The organism is Mycobacterium sp. NGS40 (assembly GCF_059812735.1).
The window spans coordinates 131,845-147,465 of the sequence record NZ_JCALDG010000014.1 but is presented as its reverse complement, the minus strand read 5'-3'; the positions used below and the strand labels follow the sequence as shown (position 1 = coordinate 147,465).

At 65.7% G+C, this 15,621-nt stretch carries 14 protein-coding genes; 1 reads left to right on the top strand and 13 read right to left on the bottom strand.

The genetic code is table 11. The features are described from left to right. Nucleotides 1-450 (top strand): hypothetical protein, encoded by a 450-nt coding sequence (locus AC5Y5O_RS21405; RefSeq protein ID WP_096285574.1) that lies wholly within the window; start codon nucleotides 1-3, stop codon nucleotides 448-450. A 64-nt stretch (nucleotides 451-514) separates the two neighbouring features. On the opposite strand, the gene nuoN is transcribed toward AC5Y5O_RS21405, so the two are convergent. Genes nuoN through AC5Y5O_RS21340 form a run of 13 tightly spaced genes read right to left on the bottom strand, consistent with a single transcriptional unit; the run spans nucleotide 515 to nucleotide 15,613 of the window. Further along, nucleotides 515-2,107 (bottom strand): NADH-quinone oxidoreductase subunit NuoN, encoded by a 1,593-nt coding sequence (nuoN, locus tag AC5Y5O_RS21400; RefSeq protein ID WP_096285576.1) that lies wholly within the window; start codon nucleotides 2,105-2,107, stop codon nucleotides 515-517. Next, nucleotides 2,104-3,675 carry an NADH-quinone oxidoreductase subunit M gene (locus tag AC5Y5O_RS21395; protein WP_500027293.1) on the bottom strand — a complete coding sequence of 524 codons (1,572 nt, stop codon included), beginning with the start codon at nucleotides 3,673-3,675 and terminating at the stop codon, nucleotides 2,104-2,106. The genes nuoN and AC5Y5O_RS21395 overlap by 4 nt, the downstream gene beginning before the upstream one ends. After that, on the bottom strand, nucleotides 3,672-5,558 hold the full coding sequence (nuoL, locus tag AC5Y5O_RS21390) for an NADH-quinone oxidoreductase subunit L (protein ID WP_500027343.1): 1,887 nt from the start codon (nucleotides 5,556-5,558) through the stop codon (nucleotides 3,672-3,674). The genes AC5Y5O_RS21395 and nuoL overlap by 4 nt, the downstream gene beginning before the upstream one ends. Before the next feature lie 21 nt (nucleotides 5,559-5,579). After that, nucleotides 5,580-5,879: an NADH-quinone oxidoreductase subunit NuoK gene (nuoK, locus tag AC5Y5O_RS21385; protein ID WP_008259456.1), complete on the bottom strand. Its 300-nt coding sequence runs from the start codon at nucleotides 5,877-5,879 to the stop codon at nucleotides 5,580-5,582. After that, on the bottom strand, nucleotides 5,876-6,655 hold the full coding sequence (locus AC5Y5O_RS21380) for an NADH-quinone oxidoreductase subunit J (protein ID WP_423790884.1): 780 nt from the start codon (nucleotides 6,653-6,655) through the stop codon (nucleotides 5,876-5,878). The genes nuoK and AC5Y5O_RS21380 overlap by 4 nt, the downstream gene beginning before the upstream one ends. Nucleotides 6,656-6,660: 5 nt before the next feature. After that, nucleotides 6,661-7,218 (bottom strand): NADH-quinone oxidoreductase subunit NuoI, encoded by a 558-nt coding sequence (gene nuoI / locus AC5Y5O_RS21375; protein WP_096285582.1) that lies wholly within the window; start codon nucleotides 7,216-7,218, stop codon nucleotides 6,661-6,663. Further along, on the bottom strand, nucleotides 7,211-8,470 hold the full coding sequence (nuoH, locus tag AC5Y5O_RS21370) for an NADH-quinone oxidoreductase subunit NuoH (protein ID WP_500027340.1): 1,260 nt from the start codon (nucleotides 8,468-8,470) through the stop codon (nucleotides 7,211-7,213). The genes nuoI and nuoH overlap by 8 nt, the downstream gene beginning before the upstream one ends. Before the next feature lie 8 nt (nucleotides 8,471-8,478). Continuing rightward, nucleotides 8,479-10,896: an NADH-quinone oxidoreductase subunit G gene (locus AC5Y5O_RS21365; protein WP_500027289.1), complete on the bottom strand. Its 2,418-nt coding sequence runs from the start codon at nucleotides 10,894-10,896 to the stop codon at nucleotides 8,479-8,481. Further along, nucleotides 10,896-12,242, bottom strand: a complete 1,347-nt coding sequence (gene nuoF / locus AC5Y5O_RS21360; RefSeq protein ID WP_500027287.1) for an NADH-quinone oxidoreductase subunit NuoF — start codon at nucleotides 12,240-12,242, stop codon at nucleotides 10,896-10,898. Before nuoF ends, AC5Y5O_RS21365 begins: the two co-directional genes overlap by 1 nt. Continuing rightward, on the bottom strand, nucleotides 12,239-13,012 hold the full coding sequence (gene nuoE, locus AC5Y5O_RS21355; protein ID WP_500027285.1) for an NADH-quinone oxidoreductase subunit NuoE: 774 nt from the start codon (nucleotides 13,010-13,012) through the stop codon (nucleotides 12,239-12,241). The genes nuoF and nuoE overlap by 4 nt, the downstream gene beginning before the upstream one ends. Beyond that, entirely contained in the window at nucleotides 13,009-14,334 is a 1,326-nt protein-coding gene (nuoD, locus tag AC5Y5O_RS21350) for an NADH dehydrogenase (quinone) subunit D (RefSeq protein ID WP_500027283.1), read from the bottom strand. Before nuoD ends, nuoE begins: the two co-directional genes overlap by 4 nt. Next, complete coding sequence (locus AC5Y5O_RS21345; RefSeq protein ID WP_500027281.1) at nucleotides 14,334-15,062, bottom strand: NADH-quinone oxidoreductase subunit C; 729 nt, start codon at nucleotides 15,060-15,062, stop codon at nucleotides 14,334-14,336. Before AC5Y5O_RS21345 ends, nuoD begins: the two co-directional genes overlap by 1 nt. After that, nucleotides 15,059-15,613, bottom strand: coding sequence for a NuoB/complex I 20 kDa subunit family protein (locus AC5Y5O_RS21340; RefSeq protein WP_036467525.1), 555 nt, complete (start codon nucleotides 15,611-15,613; stop codon nucleotides 15,059-15,061). Before AC5Y5O_RS21340 ends, AC5Y5O_RS21345 begins: the two co-directional genes overlap by 4 nt. Nucleotides 15,614-15,621 lie beyond the last annotated feature (8 nt).

Genomic DNA, 15,621 nt, shown 5'->3' with positions numbered 1-15,621 from the left:
ATGTCGTCTATCGCGCGCCTGGGAGTCCATGCTCTGGCGATGGCCTTCGGCCTGCTGATGGTCGGCCTGGCCGCCGTCGACGCCCACGGCCTGGCGCTGGGCGCCGGGATGACGGCGCTGGCCGCGGTGGCGCTCGGGATCGTCTTTCGGCCCGCCGCGACGGTTGCCGTGCTGCTGTGCGTGACCGCGATCGCGATCTCCGATCCCTCCTATACGTTCGTGGGACTTTCGGGGTTGTGCGCGGCTGCCTACCTGGTATGCCGATACGCGGCTGGAATGCCGGACGCGTTCGCGATGGCGAGTTGGCCGACATTGGTTGGCGCCGTGGGATTTACCCTTGTGGGCGTGGTGGCGATGGCATTCCCCCTGCACCTGCCATGGGTACCGTTGGCGGCGCCGCTGGCGGTGCTGGCGATCTACGTACTCGCGACACGTCCGTTCTTGAGCTGATCACTCGTTGGGCGTGACCACGACGCGGTCGTGAGTGCGCGGGGTGGAGGCCGCAATCAGACGGTTACTGCAGCAACTGCGCGGCGTGATCCGCGAGATCGAGCAGCGGTTGCGGGAAGATCCCCAGAATAACGGTGATCGCGGCACACAGCGCGATCGCGATCTTGCTCAGGATCCCGGGCGCGACCACCTGTGGGGTGTCGTCGGTCGGTTCGGTGAAGAACATCAGCACGATCACCCGGACATAGAAGTAGGCGGCGACCCCGCTGGCGATCACACCGATGATGACCAATGGCACGGCGCCGCCCTGCGCGGCGGCCTGGAACACCGTCAGCTTGCTGATGAATCCGCTGGTCAACGGGATACCGGCGAAGGCCAACAGGAACATCGAAAGCATCACGCCCACAATGGGAGAACGCTGCCCGAGCCCCGCCCAGTGCGACAGCGTGGCGTCCTCGACGCCGTCGGAGTTGCGAATCAGGCCGACGATGGCGAACGCGCCGACCGTGCTGAAGCTGTAGGCCACCAGGTAGAACAGAGTGGCCGCCAAACCGGCGTGGTTGTCGGCGATCACACCGGTGAGGATGAAACCGACGTGGGCGACCGACGAATAGGCAAGCATGCGTTTGACGTCGGCCTGGTTGACCGCGGTCACGGTACCGACGGCCATGGTCAGGATCGCGATCGCCCACAGCACCGGACGCCATTCCTCGTGCAGCGGCGGCAATGCGACGTAGACGACGCGCAGCAGCGCACCGAAAGCCGCGACCTTGGTGGCCGCCGCCATGAACCCGGTGATCGGTGTGGGTGCACCCTGGTATACGTCGGGAATCCACGAGTGGAACGGCACCGCGCCCACTTTGAACAGCAGGCCGACCGACAACAGCGCGACGCCGACCAATGCCATCGAGCTGTCACCATGGGCCGCAAGCGCATCCCGGATGCCCGGCAGCAACAGCGTTCCGGTCGCACCGTAGATCAGCGCCACCCCGTAGAGGAAGAACGCCGACGAGAAGGCACCGAGCAAGAAGTACTTCATCGCCGCTTCCTGCGACAGCAGCCGGCGGTGACGCGCCAGCCCGCACATCAGATACAGCGGCAGCGACAGCACTTCCAGCGCGACGAACATCGTCAGCAGATCATTGGCCGCCGGGAACACCATCATGCCGCCGACCGACAGCATCAGCAGCGGGAAGAGTTCGGTCTGCGCGGCTCCGGCCCGTTCGGCCTCACGCTCGGCGTCACTTCCGGGGACCGCCGATGCCTGCGGGGTAAAGGCGTCCAATCCCGAAGCCGTCGAAACTCCCGCGGCTACCTTCACCTTGTTGGCTGTCGCGGCGACGTTGGTGCGTTCGGCGATGAAGATGACGGCCAACAGGGCCACCAGCACCACGGTGCCTTGCAGATACAGCGTCGGGCGGTCGATGGCCACCGCGCCCAACACCCCGCTGCGACCGGACGCCGGAAGCGAGCGGCTGACCACGATGTCGGCGGCGAACGCAGCGATCAAACCACCGAGGGCCAGCGTCACCTGGGAGACATAGCGAATGTTGCGGGGCAGGAACGCTTCAGCCAGTACTCCTACCACCGCGATACCGAAGACGATGAGCATCGGGCAGAGCAGGAAGTACTCGACGCTAGGGGTGGGAAGGGTCATCGGTGCGGTCCTTCGGCTGTACGGGGTGCGCTCACGAGCACGCTCGGCGCGGGATCATGCTGACCGATGGTGACCATGGTGTGGTCCACAGCAGGATTGATGATGTCGAGCACCGGCTTGGGATAGACGCCGAGGACGAACAGCAGCGCCATCAACGGTGCGACGACGACGAGCTCGCGCAACCGCAGATCGGTGATTCGTTCGTTGCCTTCGGCCACCGGACCGGTCATCACCCGCTGATAGAGCCACAGCATGTAGATCGCCGCCAGCACCAGGGCGGTCACTCCGAACGTGCCCGCCAGCCAGTACCGGTTGAAAGTGCCTAACAGCACCAGGAATTCGCTGATGAACGGTGCCAGGCCGGGCAGCGAGAGGGTGGCCATGGCCGAGACCATGAAGGTGCCGGCCAGAATCGGCGCCACTTTCTGCACGCCGCCGTAGTCCGCGATCAACCTGCTGCCGCGCCGGGTGACCAGGAATCCGGCGATCAGGAAGACCGCCGCCGTGGACAGGCCGTGGTTGAGCATGTACAGCGTTGAGCCGCTTTGTCCCTGGGTTGTCATCACGAAGATGCCGGCGATGATGAAGCCGAAGTGCGAGATCGAGGTGTAGGCGATCAGGCGCATCATGTCTTTCTGGCCGATCGCGACGATCGCGCCATAGATCACCCCGATGATGGCCAGCGTCACGATCAGCGGGCGGAAATACGTTGACGCATCAGGGAACAGCTGCAGGCAGTAACGCAGCATCCCGAAGGTGCCGACCTTGTCCATTACCGCGGTGATCAAGACCGCGGTCGCCGGCGTGGCCTCGACGCACGCGTCGGGCAGCCAGCGGTGGAACGGCCACAGCGGGGCCTTGACGGCGAAGGCGAACATGAAGCCCAGGAACAGCGCCTTGAACACCGCGGGGTCCACGCCGGCGAAGCGGCCCGAGGAGATGCCGGTCACTATTTCACGGAAGTCGAATGTGCCCGCACCGTGCTGGGCGGTGACCACGTACAGGCCGATCACCGCGGCGAGCATGATCAGACCGCCGAACAGGTTGTACAGCAAGAACTTCACCGCGGCCCGCGATCGCCCGGTTCCCTTGCCGAAGCCGCCGATCAGGAAGTACATCGGGATCAGCATGGCCTCGAAGAACACGTAGAACAGCAGCACGTCTAGCGCGATCACCGAGATCAGCACCATCGACTCGATGGCCAGCGTCAAGGCTACGTAGGCGTGTACGCCCCGGGTGCCCTCGCCACCGTCGTTCCAGCCCGCGACCAGCAGCAGCGGAATCAGGATCGCGGTCAGCAGCACGAGGATGACCGCGATGCCGTCCACGCCGAGGTTGTAGCCGGCGCCGAAGGACGGAATCCAGGGATGCTTTTCCAGGAATTGGTAAGGGGCGCCGCCGGTTTTGAAACTGATCGCGACGACGAGTGCGACCGCCAGCGTCAGGATGCTGACGACCACGCCGGTCCACTTGGCGAGCTGTCGCAGGCCGGGAGGCATCAGGATGATCAGGATGGAACCGGCCAGCGGGACCAGCCACAGCACGCTCAGCCACGGAACGTTAGTCACCACAGTTGCACCGCCAGGATCGCGGCGACCAGCAAGGTGGCGCCGGCCAGCATCGACAGCGCATAGGAGCGCGCGAAGCCGGTTTGCAGCCCCCGCAACCGATTCGAGGTCCGGCTGACCAGCGCGGCCAGCGCGTTGACCGAGCCGTCCACCCCCGCGTCGTCGACTTCGACCAGCGTGTCGGTCAACTGCGCGCCAGGGCGCATGAATACCTCCTCGTTGAAGGCGTCGCCGTAGAGGTCTCTTCGCGCGGCCGTGGTGAGCGCCGACACCTGAACGGGAGCCACTCTGGGGATGTCCGCCCTGCCGTACTTCTGATAAGCCACTGCGATCCCTACCGCGACGACGCCGAGCGCGAGCGTGGTGCTGATCCAGGCCGGAAGGGCGTGCGTGCTTTCCTCGTGCGCGCCGACGACCGGTTCCAGCCAGCGCGGCAGGGTGCCTCCGATGGCGAACAGGCCGCCGGCGAACACCGAGCCGAACGCGAGCAGGATCATCGGCCCAGTCATCAGGGCGGGCGCCTCGTGCGGGTGACTGCCCGGCGCCCAACGCTTTTCGCCGAAGAAGGTCATCAGCATCACCCGAGTCATGTAGAACGCGGTGATGCCTGCGCCCAGCAGCGCCGCCGCGCCCAGCGTGTAACCGCGGAGGTCGCCGGCGCCCAGCGCCGCCTCGATGATGGCGTCCTTGGAGTAGAAGCCTGCGAACGGCGGTACGCCGATGATTGCCAGGTAGCCCAGGCCGAAGGTGATGAAGGTGATGGGCAGGGCGGCGCGCAGCCCGCCGTAGCGGCGCATGTCCTGTTCTTCGTGCATCGCGTGAATGATCGAGCCCGATCCGAGGAACAACCCGGCCTTGAAGAAGCCGTGCGTGAGCAGGTGCATGATCGCGAACGCATATCCGGCGGGACCGAGTCCCGCAGCCAGGACCATGTAACCGATCTGGCTCATCGTCGACGCGGCGAGCGCCCGCTTGATGTCGTCCTTGGCGCAGCCGATGAACGCCCCGAACAGCAGGGTGACGGCGCCGACGATGACCACGCCCAACTGCGCTCCGGGAGCGAGGTTGTAGATCGGGTTGGACCGCACGATCAGGTACACACCGGCGGTCACCATGGTCGCGGCGTGGATCAGCGCGGACACCGGCGTCGGGCCCTCCATCGCGTCACCCAACCAGGCTTGCAGCGGGACCTGCGCGGACTTCGCGCAGGCACCCAGTAACAGCAGCAGCCCCATCCCGGTCAACACGCCCTTGCTGGCGGCGGGCGCACCGGCGAAAACACCGGCGTAGGACAGCGTGCCGAACGTGCTGAACATCATGAACATGCCGACGGCCAGACCGGCGTCGCCGACCCGGTTCATCACGAACGCCTTCTTGGCGGCCGTGGCCGCCGACGGCTTGTGGTACCAGAAACCGATCAGCAGATAGGACGCCAGGCCGACGCCTTCCCAGCCGACGTAGAGCACCAGGTAGTTGTCGGCGACGACCAGCAGCAGCATCGAGGCCAGGAAGAGATTGAGGTAGCCGAAAAACCTTCGGCGGTCCGGGTCTTCGGCCATGTAGGCGACCGAATAGATGTGGATCAGCGATCCCACCCCGGAGATCAGCAGCACGAAACAGATTGAGAGCTGGTCGATCTGCAGTCCGAAGTCGACCTGGAATTGGTCGACCGGGATCCAGGTGAACACCGTCTGGTGGATGGCGCGGTGCTCACTGTCGCGGCCCAGCAATTCCGACAGCAGCGTCGCGCCCACCCCGAACGCCCCCAGCGCGGCAAGGACGCCCAGCCAATGCCCCCACGCGTCGGTACGTCTGCCACCGAACAGCAGGATTGCGGCACCCGCCAGTGGTAGTGCCACGAGCAACCAGGTCAAGTGTGCGATGTTTGTCACGGCGGCGTTCTTCTACCCTTTGAGTAGGTTCGCGTCGTCGACCGACGCCGATTTGCGGGCACGGAAAATCGTCATGATGATGGCCAGGCCGATGACGACCTCGCACGCGGCCACCACCATCGTGAAGAACGCGATCATCTGCCCGTCCAGATGGCCGTGCATGCGCGCGAAGGTGACGAACGCCAGGTTCACGGCGTTGAGCATCAACTCGACGCACATGAACATCACGATGGCGTTGCGGCGTAACAGCACACCGGCCGCCCCGATCGTAAAGAGCAGTGCCGAAAGGTAAAGGTAGTTAGCCGGATTCACGATGTGCCGCCTTTGATGGCTTGCCGGCGGGGAGTTTCCTTGCCGTCCGCACCCCGGGTTCGCAGCATCTTCGACACCGAATCGTCCGCGTAGGAGCCGTCGGGCAGCAACGCGGCCACGTCCACCGCGTTGTGGCGTGCGTAGACGCCGGGGTTGGGCAGCGGGGTCGGACGGCCACCGGACCGGAACCGTTCTTCCGAGAGTTCGCGCTGGGTCTTGCGGCGTTCGAAACGCTCGCGGTGCGCCAGCACCATCGCCCCGACCGCGGCAGTGATCAGCAGCGCGCTGGTCAGCTCGAAGGCCCACAGGTATCGCGAAAAGATCAGTGCCGCCAGGCCTTCGACGTTGCCGTTGGCATTGGCGGTGGTCAGTCCGACGAAGCCCCCGGTCGTCACCTTGCCGATGGCGGCGACCAGCAGGATGCCGAACCCTACTCCGGTGATGACCGCCGCGACGCGCTGTCCGCGCAGCGTTTCCTTCAGTGATTCCGCGGAGTCCACGCCGATCAGCATCAGCACGAACAGGAACAGCATCATCACCGCACCGGTGTAGACCACGACTTGAACCACACCCAGGAACAGCGCGTCCTGGATCATGTAGAAGATCGCCAGGATGATCATCGTCATCGCGAGGAACATCGCGGAGTACACGGCGTTAGCGGCCGTGACCACCCCGATCGCGCCGATCACGGCCAGAGCGCCCAGCAGCCAGAAGGCCACGGCTTCGCCGGTGGAGGTGCGAACGATGACGTCGCTCGCCAGGTTGGCGGCAAGTATCGTGCTCACCTTGCTTCTCCGACCGCATCTTTGGCGTCGTTCCTCGCCCTCAAGCCATCCGCGGTGACGTTGCCCTGGTAGTAGTCCTTGTCGGTAGCGCCCTCGGTCCGAGGATGCGGCGGCGCGAGCATGTTCTGCAGCAGCGGCGCTAGCAGCCGGTCCTTTTCGTAGATCAGGTCGGCACGGTTGTCGTCGGCCATCTCGTAGTCGTTGGTCATCGTCAGCGCGCGTGTCGGGCAGGCCTCGATGCACAGACCGCAGCCGATGCAGCGCAGATAGTTGATCTGGTAGACCCGGCCGTAACGTTCTCCCGGCGAAAACCGTGCCTCATCGGTGTTGTCGGCGCCCTCGACGTAGATCGCGTCGGCCGGGCAGGCCCAGGCGCACAGCTCGCAGCCGATGCACTTCTCCAGCCCGTCGGCGTACCGGTTGAGTTGGTGACGACCGTGATAGCGCGGTGCGACGGGGCCGGGCTTCTCCGGATACTCCTCGGTGACAGTCTTTTTGAACATCGCTGCGAATGTCACGCCGAATCCGGCCACGGCGTCGAGGAATTTAGCCATGTGCTTTCTCCTTGCTCGCACCGACCGCCGGTGTCAGAACCTTGCCCGGCAGCGGTGGTGTCGGGAATGCCGGGGGCAGCGGTAAGGCGTCGCTGCGCTTGCGCAACTCGCGCGCCAGCGCGCGATTGCCCGGCGTGCTGAATGGCCTGCGCAGCAACAACACCAGCGCCACGGCGAAGACGAGGCTGCTGACCACCAGCAGCGGAGTCCAATGGGCGTAGCCCTCGTTGCGCAGCGTGCGGATGATGCCCGCGATCAGCACCCAGACCAGCGACGCGGGAATGAGCAGTTTCCAGCCCAGTGCCATGAACTGGTCGTAGCGCAGCCGGGGCAGGCTGGCTCGCAGCCACATGTAGATGAACAGGAAGACCCACATCTTTGCGGTGAACCAGAGCACGGGCCACCAGCCTGTGTTGGCGCCGTCCCACATGTTCAGTGGCCACGGCGCATGCCAGCCACCGAAGAACATCAGCGTGGCGAGCGACGAAACCGTCATCATGTTCACGTATTCCGCCAGCATGAACATCGCGAACTTCAGCGACGAGTACTCGGTGTGGAAGCCGGCGACGAGTTCACCCTCGGCCTCGGGCAGATCGAAGGGGGCGCGGTTGGTTTCGCCGACCATCGAGATCAGATAGATGATGAACGACGGCAGCAGCAGGAAGATGTACCAAACGCCGTCCTGCGCCTTGATGATTCCCGACGTCGACATGGTGCCGGCGAACAAAAAGACGGCCGCGAACGACAGGCCCATCGACACCTCGTAGGAGATGACCTGCGCGGTGGACCGCACCCCGCCCAGCAGCGGGTAGGTGGAACCGGATGCCCAGCCGCCCAACACGATGCCGTAGACGCCGATCGCCGACAGCCCGAGGATGAACAGCACCGCGACCGGCGTGTCGGTCAGCTGCAGCGGCGTGCGGTGACCGAACACCGAGACCTCGGGCCCGAACGGGATGAACGAGAACGCGGTGAACGCCGGGATCGTCGAGATGACCGGCGCCGCCATGTAGACGAACCAGTCGACGCCGCGGGGCGTGATGCTTTCCTTGAGCGCCAGCTTGATTCCGTCGGCCAGGCTCTGCAGGGCGCCCCAGGGGCCCGCCCGGTTGGGGCCGGGCCGCAGCTGCATCCAGCCAAGTATCTTGCGCTCGAGCAGGATTGCCAGCAGCACATTCAGCATCAAGAAGACGAAAATGGCCAGCGCCTTGCCGAGCACCAGCCACCACGTGTCGTGTCCGAAGGCGCTCAACGTGTCCGTCATGAAGCCACTCCGATTCGCACGATGTTGCCGACGGTCACACCCAGGTCCCGCTGCACCGCCGAGCCCGGTGAGTTCAGCGGTAGCCACACCACCCGGTCGGGCATGTCAGTGATGTTCAGCGGCAGGCTGATTGATCCGCGCGATGTGCTGACCGTGACCGTGTCGCCCTCGGCCGCGCCGATCTCAGTCGCGGTCCCGGCCGACAGCCGGACCACGGGTTTGCGTGCCGTCCCCGCGAGATACGGTTCGCCGTCCTGGGCCCGGCCGTTGTCGAGCATCATGCGCCAGCCGGTGAGCACGGCTTCGCCTTGCCCGGGCTGCGGTGGCTGCGGAGCTTCAACCGTTGCGCCACTTGCGCGATCGCCCTCCCAGTTGCCCAGCGCCGCGACCTGCTCGCGGGCCGCTTGGACGCCGGTCATGCCAAGGTAAACACCCATTTCGTCGGCCAGCGTGTCCAGGATCTGGTGGTCGGACTGAGTGGCTCGTTGGGTGCTGCCGTGCAGCGCGGGTTCGAAGGGCCGGAATCGGCCTTCCCAGTTGACGAATGCGCCCGCCTTCTGTGTGGTGGGCGCGACGGGGAACACCACGTCGGCTCGTTCGGTGACCTCACTGTGCCGCAGTTCCAGGCTGACGACGAAGTCGGCGGCATCCAGCGCGGCCAATACGGCATCCGGATCGGCGAAGTCGGCGGGCTCGATACCGCCGACCAGCAGCGCGCCCAGGCTTCCGTCCGTCGCTGCGGCCAGAATGCCGTCAACGTCACGCCCTGGGGCAGAAGGCAATTCGTCGACGTTCCACGCCGCGGCCACCTCTGCGCGGGCGGCGTTGTCGGCGACCAGGCGACCGCCGGGCAGCAGCCCGGGCAGTGCCCCGGCTTCGAGCGCGCCACGTTCGCCGGCGCGCCGCGGCACCCAGGCCAGCCGGGCCCCGGTGGCATCCGCGAGGCGGGCCGCCGCGGACAATCCGCCCGGTACCGTGGCCAGCCGTTCGCCGACCATGATGACCGCTCCGGGCTTGGACAGCAGCTCGCCGACCTCGCCGCCGGCCAGGCCGTCCAGCGTGACTGGTTCGGCACCCGGCACGGTTTGCAGCAGCCGGCCCGACATCTTCGTCAGGGCACGGGTGGCGAACGGAGCGACCGCGTAGATCGGCACGCCGCGCTTGCGGGCGGCCTTGCGCAGCCGAAGGAATACGATTGGCGCCTCGTCCTCGGGCTCGAAGCCGACCAGCACAACCACCGGCGCCGATTCCAGATCGGAGAAGGTGACCGTGAGCTGGCGGCCCGCGATGCGTGCCGAGAGGAACTCCGCCTCTTCGGCCGACGATGGGCGAGCACGGAAGTCGATATCGTTGGTGTCCAACACAATTCGTGCGAACTTCGAATAGGCGTAGGAGTCTTCCCAGGTACCGCGGCCGCCGACCAGCACACCGGTGCGCCCGCGCGCTGCTTCGAATCCCTGCGTTGCGGCCACGATCGCGTGCGCCCACGACGCGGGCTGCAGCGTGCCGTCGGCGTCCCGGACCAGGGGAGTGGTGAGCACGTCGGGCTGGGTGTCGTAGCGGAAAGCCCACCGACCCTTGTCGCAGTTCCACTCCTCGTTGACCTCGGGGTCGTCGCCGGCGAGCCGGCGCAGCACTTTGCCGCGCCGGTGGTCGGTGCGCTCGGCACAGCCGCCGGCGCAGTGCTCGCACACGCTGGGGCTGGAGACCAGATCGAATGGGCGGGCCCGGAATCGGTACGCGGTGCCGGTCAGCGCGCCCACCGGACAGATCTGCACGGTGTTGCCCGAGAAGTAGGAGTCGAACGGCTCGTTCGCGTAGATGCCGACCTGCTGCAGGGCACCGCGCTCCTGCATGTCGATGAACGGATCGCCGGCGATCTGCTCGGAGAAGCGCGTGCAGCGCGCACATAGGATGCACCGCTCGCGGTCAAGTAGCACCTGCGAGGAGATGTTGATCGGCTTGGTGAAGGTGCGCTTGACGTCTTCGAAACGAGAATCGCTGCGGCCGTTGGACATTGCCTGGTTCTGCAGTGGGCATTCGCCACCCTTGTCGCACATCGGGCAGTCCAGCGGGTGGTTGATCAGCAGCAGTTCCATCACACCGTGCTGGGCCTTGTCCGCGGCCTCGGAGGTGAGCTGGGTGCGCACCACCATGTCGTCGGTGCACACGATGGTGCACGACGCCATGGGCTTGCGCTGCCCCTCCACCTCGACCATGCACTGTCGGCACGCGCCGACCGGGTCGAGCAGCGGGTGGTCGCAGAACCTCGGAATCTGGATGCCCATCAACTCGGCCGCCCGGATCACCAGAGTCCCCTTGGGAACTGTGATCTCAGTGCCGTCGATGGTCAGCTTGACCATGTCGGGCGGCGTTGTTTCGCCACCGGTCTCGGTTTTGGCCGCGCTAGTCATCAGGGCTGTGTCTCTTTCCGGGTCTCTTTCCGGCCATTCGGCCCTGCCGTCAGCATGGAGTCTCGTGGGTCGAACGGGCAGCCGCCCCCTTCGACGTGGGCGATGTACTCGTCGCGGAAATACTTGATCGACGACATCACCGGGCTGGCCGCACCATCGCCCAACGCGCAGAACGACTTTCCGAGGATCGCATCGGAGATGTCCAGCAATTTGTCGAGATCCTCGTGGGTGCCCTTGCCCGTCTCGAGCCGTGTGTAGATCTGGTCCAGCCAGAACGTGCCCTCGCGGCACGGCGTGCACTTGCCGCACGACTCGTGCTTGTAGAAGTACGTCCAGCGCTGCACCGCGCGCACCACGCAGGTGGTCTCGTCGAAGATCTCCAGCGCCTTGGTACCCAGCATCGAGCCGGCCGCGCCCACGCCCTCGTAATCCAGTGGCACGTCGAGGTGTTCGTCGGTCAGCAGCGGCGTCGAGGAGCCGCCCGGTGTCCAGAACTTCAGACGGTGCCCGGCGCGGACGCCGCCGGCGTAGTCGAGCAATTCGCGCAGTGTGATGCCCAGCGGCGCCTCGTACTGACCGGGGCGAGTGACGTGTCCGGACAGCGAGTACAGCGTGAAGCCGGGCGATTTCTCGCTGCCCATCGACCGGAACCATTCGACGCCGTTGAGAATGATCGGCGGCACGCTGGCGATGGTCTCGACGTTGTTGATCACCGTGGGGCAGCCGTAAAGCCCGGCCACGGCAGGGAACGGCGGGCGTAGCCGGGGCTGCCCGCGCCGGCCCTCCAGACCCTCCAGCAGTGCGGTTTCCTCGCCGCAGATGTAGGCGCCCGCACCGGCGTGCACCACCAGCTCCAGGTCGTAGCCCGAGCCCGCGATGTCGCGGCCCAAATAGCCTGCAGCGTAAGCCTCGGCGACCGCGTTCTGCAGCCGGCGCAGCACCGGCACCACTTCGCCGCGCACGTAGATGAAGGCGTGGCTGGCCCGGATGGCGTAGGAGGCGATGATGGCGCCTTCCACCAGTAGGTGGGGCGTCGCCAGCATCAGCGGAATGTCTTTGCACGTACCGGGTTCGGACTCGTCAGCGTTGACGACCAGGTAGTGCGGCTTGGCGGCCGGGCCGGAGTCGCCCTGCGGGATGAACGACCACTTCGTGCCGGTCGAGAAGCCTGCGCCGCCGCGACCGCGCAGGCCCGAGTCCTTCACGGCCCCAATCACCGCGTCGGGCTCCATCTTCAGGGCCTTCTTCAGCGCCTGGTAGCCGTCGTGACGCTGGTAGGTCTCGAGCGTGAACGACTTCGGGTCGTCCCAGTAGCGGCTGATGACCGGGGTCAGCGGGGTGGTCATGAGTTGCCTCCGGGAGCCGGCGGGGCTTCCATGCCCTTCTCCTTGGCGACCTGCAGCCCGGCCAAAGTGGCCGCGCCGGCACCGCCCTGGCCTTCGTCGGGGCGCTCGTCGGGCAGGCCGGCCAAAATCCGTGAGGTCTCGCGGAACTTGCACAGCGCGCCGCGGGTGGGCGCCTTGGGTTTGCCGGCCCGCAACGAGTCGACAAGCTCGCGCGCCGACTCCGGTGTCTGGTTGTCGTAGAACTCCCAGTTGACCATCACCACGGGCGCGAAGTCGCATGCCGCGTTGCATTCGATGTGCTGCAACGTGACCGAGCCGTCGTCGGTGGTCTCGTCGTTGCCGATGCCGAGATGCTCTTTGAGGGAGTCGAACACGGCGTCGCCGCCCATCACAGCACACAGCGTGTTGGTGCAGACGCCGACCAGGTAATCGCCGGTCGGGCCGCGTCGGTACATCGTGTAGAAGCTACCCACCGCCGACACCTCGGCGCCGGTCAATCCGACTTGCTCGCCGCAGAATTCGAGGCCGGCCGGTGTCAGGTAGGAATCCTCTGCCTGGACCAGGTGCAGCAACGGCAACAACGCGGAGCGCTTGTCGGGATAGCGGCTGATGATCTCCTTGGCTTCGACCTCCAGCCGCGCCCGGACCTCCGGCGGATACGACTGCGGCGCACCCTCGGTCACGAATTGGTTGGGTTCTTCGGGCGGCGGTCCCAGCCGGATGAACACCCGCTCGCCCGAGCCCGGGGAGCCTCCCACCGGTGCGCTCATCGGTCGACTCCGCCCATGACCGGGTCGATGCTGGCGACCGCGGTGATCAGGTCGGCGACCATACCGCCCTCGCACATCGCGGCGACCGACTGCAGATTGGTGAAGGACGGATCCCGGTAATGCACTCGGTAAGGCCGGGTTCCGCCGTCACTGACCATGTGGACGCCGAGCTCTCCGCGGGGTGATTCCACCGCGCTGTAGACCTGGCCGGCCGGCACCCGGATGCCCTCGGTGACCAACTTGAAGTGGTGGATCAAGGCTTCCATCGAGCCGCCCATGATCTTGGCGATGTGCTCGGGCGAATTACCCATGCCGTCGGGTCCTACCTTCAGGTCGGCGGGCCAGGCGATCTTGCGATCCTCCACCATGTGCGGTCCCGGCTTCAGCTTGTCCAGGCATTGCTCGACAATCTTGATCGACTCCCACATTTCCTTGACGCGAATCATGTAGCGCCCGTAGGCGTCACACGTGTCTGCGGTGATCACGTCGAACTCGTAGTCCTGGTACCCGCAGTAGGGTTCACTCTTGCGCAGGTCGTGCGGCAAACCGGTGGAGCGCAGGATCGGTCCGGTGATGCCCAGCGCCATGCAGCCGGTCAGGTCGAGATAGCCGACGCCCTCGGTGCGCGCTTTCCAGATGGCGTTTTCGTTGAGCAGATCGCCCATTTCGCGCAGCACCTGCTTGAGCCCCTTGAGGCCCTCGACGATGTCGGCTTCGGCGCCCGGCGGCAAGTCCTGCGCCACCCCGCCGGGGCGGATGTAGGCGCTGTTCATCCGCAGCCCACTGATCTTTTCGAACAGGGTCAAGACGATCTCGCGTCCCCGGAAGCCAACGAACATCGGCGTCATCGCGCCCAGCTCCATGCCGCCGGTGGCCAACGCGACCAGATGCGAGGAGATCCGGTTGAGCTCCATCATCATCACGCGGATGACGTTGACCCGCTCCGGGATCTCATCGGTGATGCCGAGCAGCTTCTCGACACCGAGACAGTAGGCGGTCTCGTTGAAAAACGGTGACAGGTAGTCCATCCGGGTCACGAACGTGACACCCTGCGTCCAGTACCGGTATTCGAGGTTCTTCTCGATTCCGGTGTGCAGGTAGCCGATTCCGCAGCGGACCTCGGTGACGGTCTCACCTTCGATCTCGAGAATCAACCGCAACACCCCATGGGTGGACGGGTGCTGAGGGCCCATGTTGACGACGATGCGTTCACCGGGATCCGCGGCACGGGCGGCCTCGACGACCTGTCCCCAGTCCTGTCCGCCGGCGACGACGACAGTTTCGGCGCCACCATCGTGCGTCGAGTCAGTGATTGTGCTCATTAGTTGTACGCTCTCCGCTCGTCGGGCGGGGGTATCTGTGCTCCCTTGTACTCGACGGGAATGCCGCCGAGCGGGTAGTCCTTGCGCTGCGGATGGCCGTGCCAGTCGTCCGGCATCTCGATGCGGGTCAGCGACGGGTGCCCGTCGAAGATGATGCCGAAGAAGTCGTACGTCTCGCGCTCGTGCCAGTCGTTGGTCGGGTAGATGCCGTACAGCGACGGGATGTGCGGATCACCATCGGGCGCAGACACTTCCAGCCGGACCCGGCGATTGTGCGTGATCGACTGCAACGGGTACACGGCGTGCAATTCGCGGCCGGTCTCGTGCGGGTAGTGCACCCCGCTGACGCCCAGGCACATCTCGAAGCGCAATTCGGGTTCGTCGCGCAGGCGTTGGGCGACATGGGGCAGCGCCTCCCGGCGCACGTGCAACGTCAGTTCGTTGCGGTCGACGACGACTTTCTCGATCGCGTCTTCGAATTCGATGTCGCCGGCCTTCAATGCATCGGCCAGCCGGTCGACCACATCGTCGAAATAACCGCCGTACGGCCGGGGACTACTGCCCGGGAGCGTGATCTGCCGCACCAGGCGTCCGTAACCGGAGGTATCACCCGAACCCGAAATGCCGAACATGCCGCGGCGCACGTTGATCACTTCTTCGTCGGACGAGGGCACCGCGCCGCCCACTTCGCTGGCGGCTACCTTAGGGTCCTGTTCCGGCGAGCTCATCGAAGCAGCCCACGCATCTCGATGGTGGGCCGGGCGCCCAGTGCCGCCTGCTCGGCTTCAGCGATGGCCTGCTCGCGGTTCACGCCGAGCGGCATTTCCTGAATCTTCTCGTGCAGCTTGAGAATTGCGTACAACAGCATCTCCGGGCGGGGCGGGCAGCCGGGGAGGTAGATGTCCACCGGAACCACGTGATCCACGCCCTGCACGATCGCGTAGTTGTTGAACATCCCGCCGGACGAGGCGCAGACGCCCATGGCTAGCACCCATTTCGGTTCCGCCATCTGGTCGTAGATCTGGCGCAGCACCGGGGCCATCTTCTGGCTCACCCGCCCGGCCACGATCATCAGGTCGGCCTGGCGCGGTGTTGCCGAAAACCGCTCCATCCCAAACCGTGCGATGTCGAACCGCGGTCCGGCCGTTGCCATCATCTCGATCGCGCAGCACGCCAATCCGAACGTTGCCGGCCACAACGAGTTCTTCCGGACGTAGCCGGCGATCTTCTCGACAGTGCCGAGCAGGATGCCGGCGGGTAGCTGTTCTTCCAGGCCCATGAGTTACC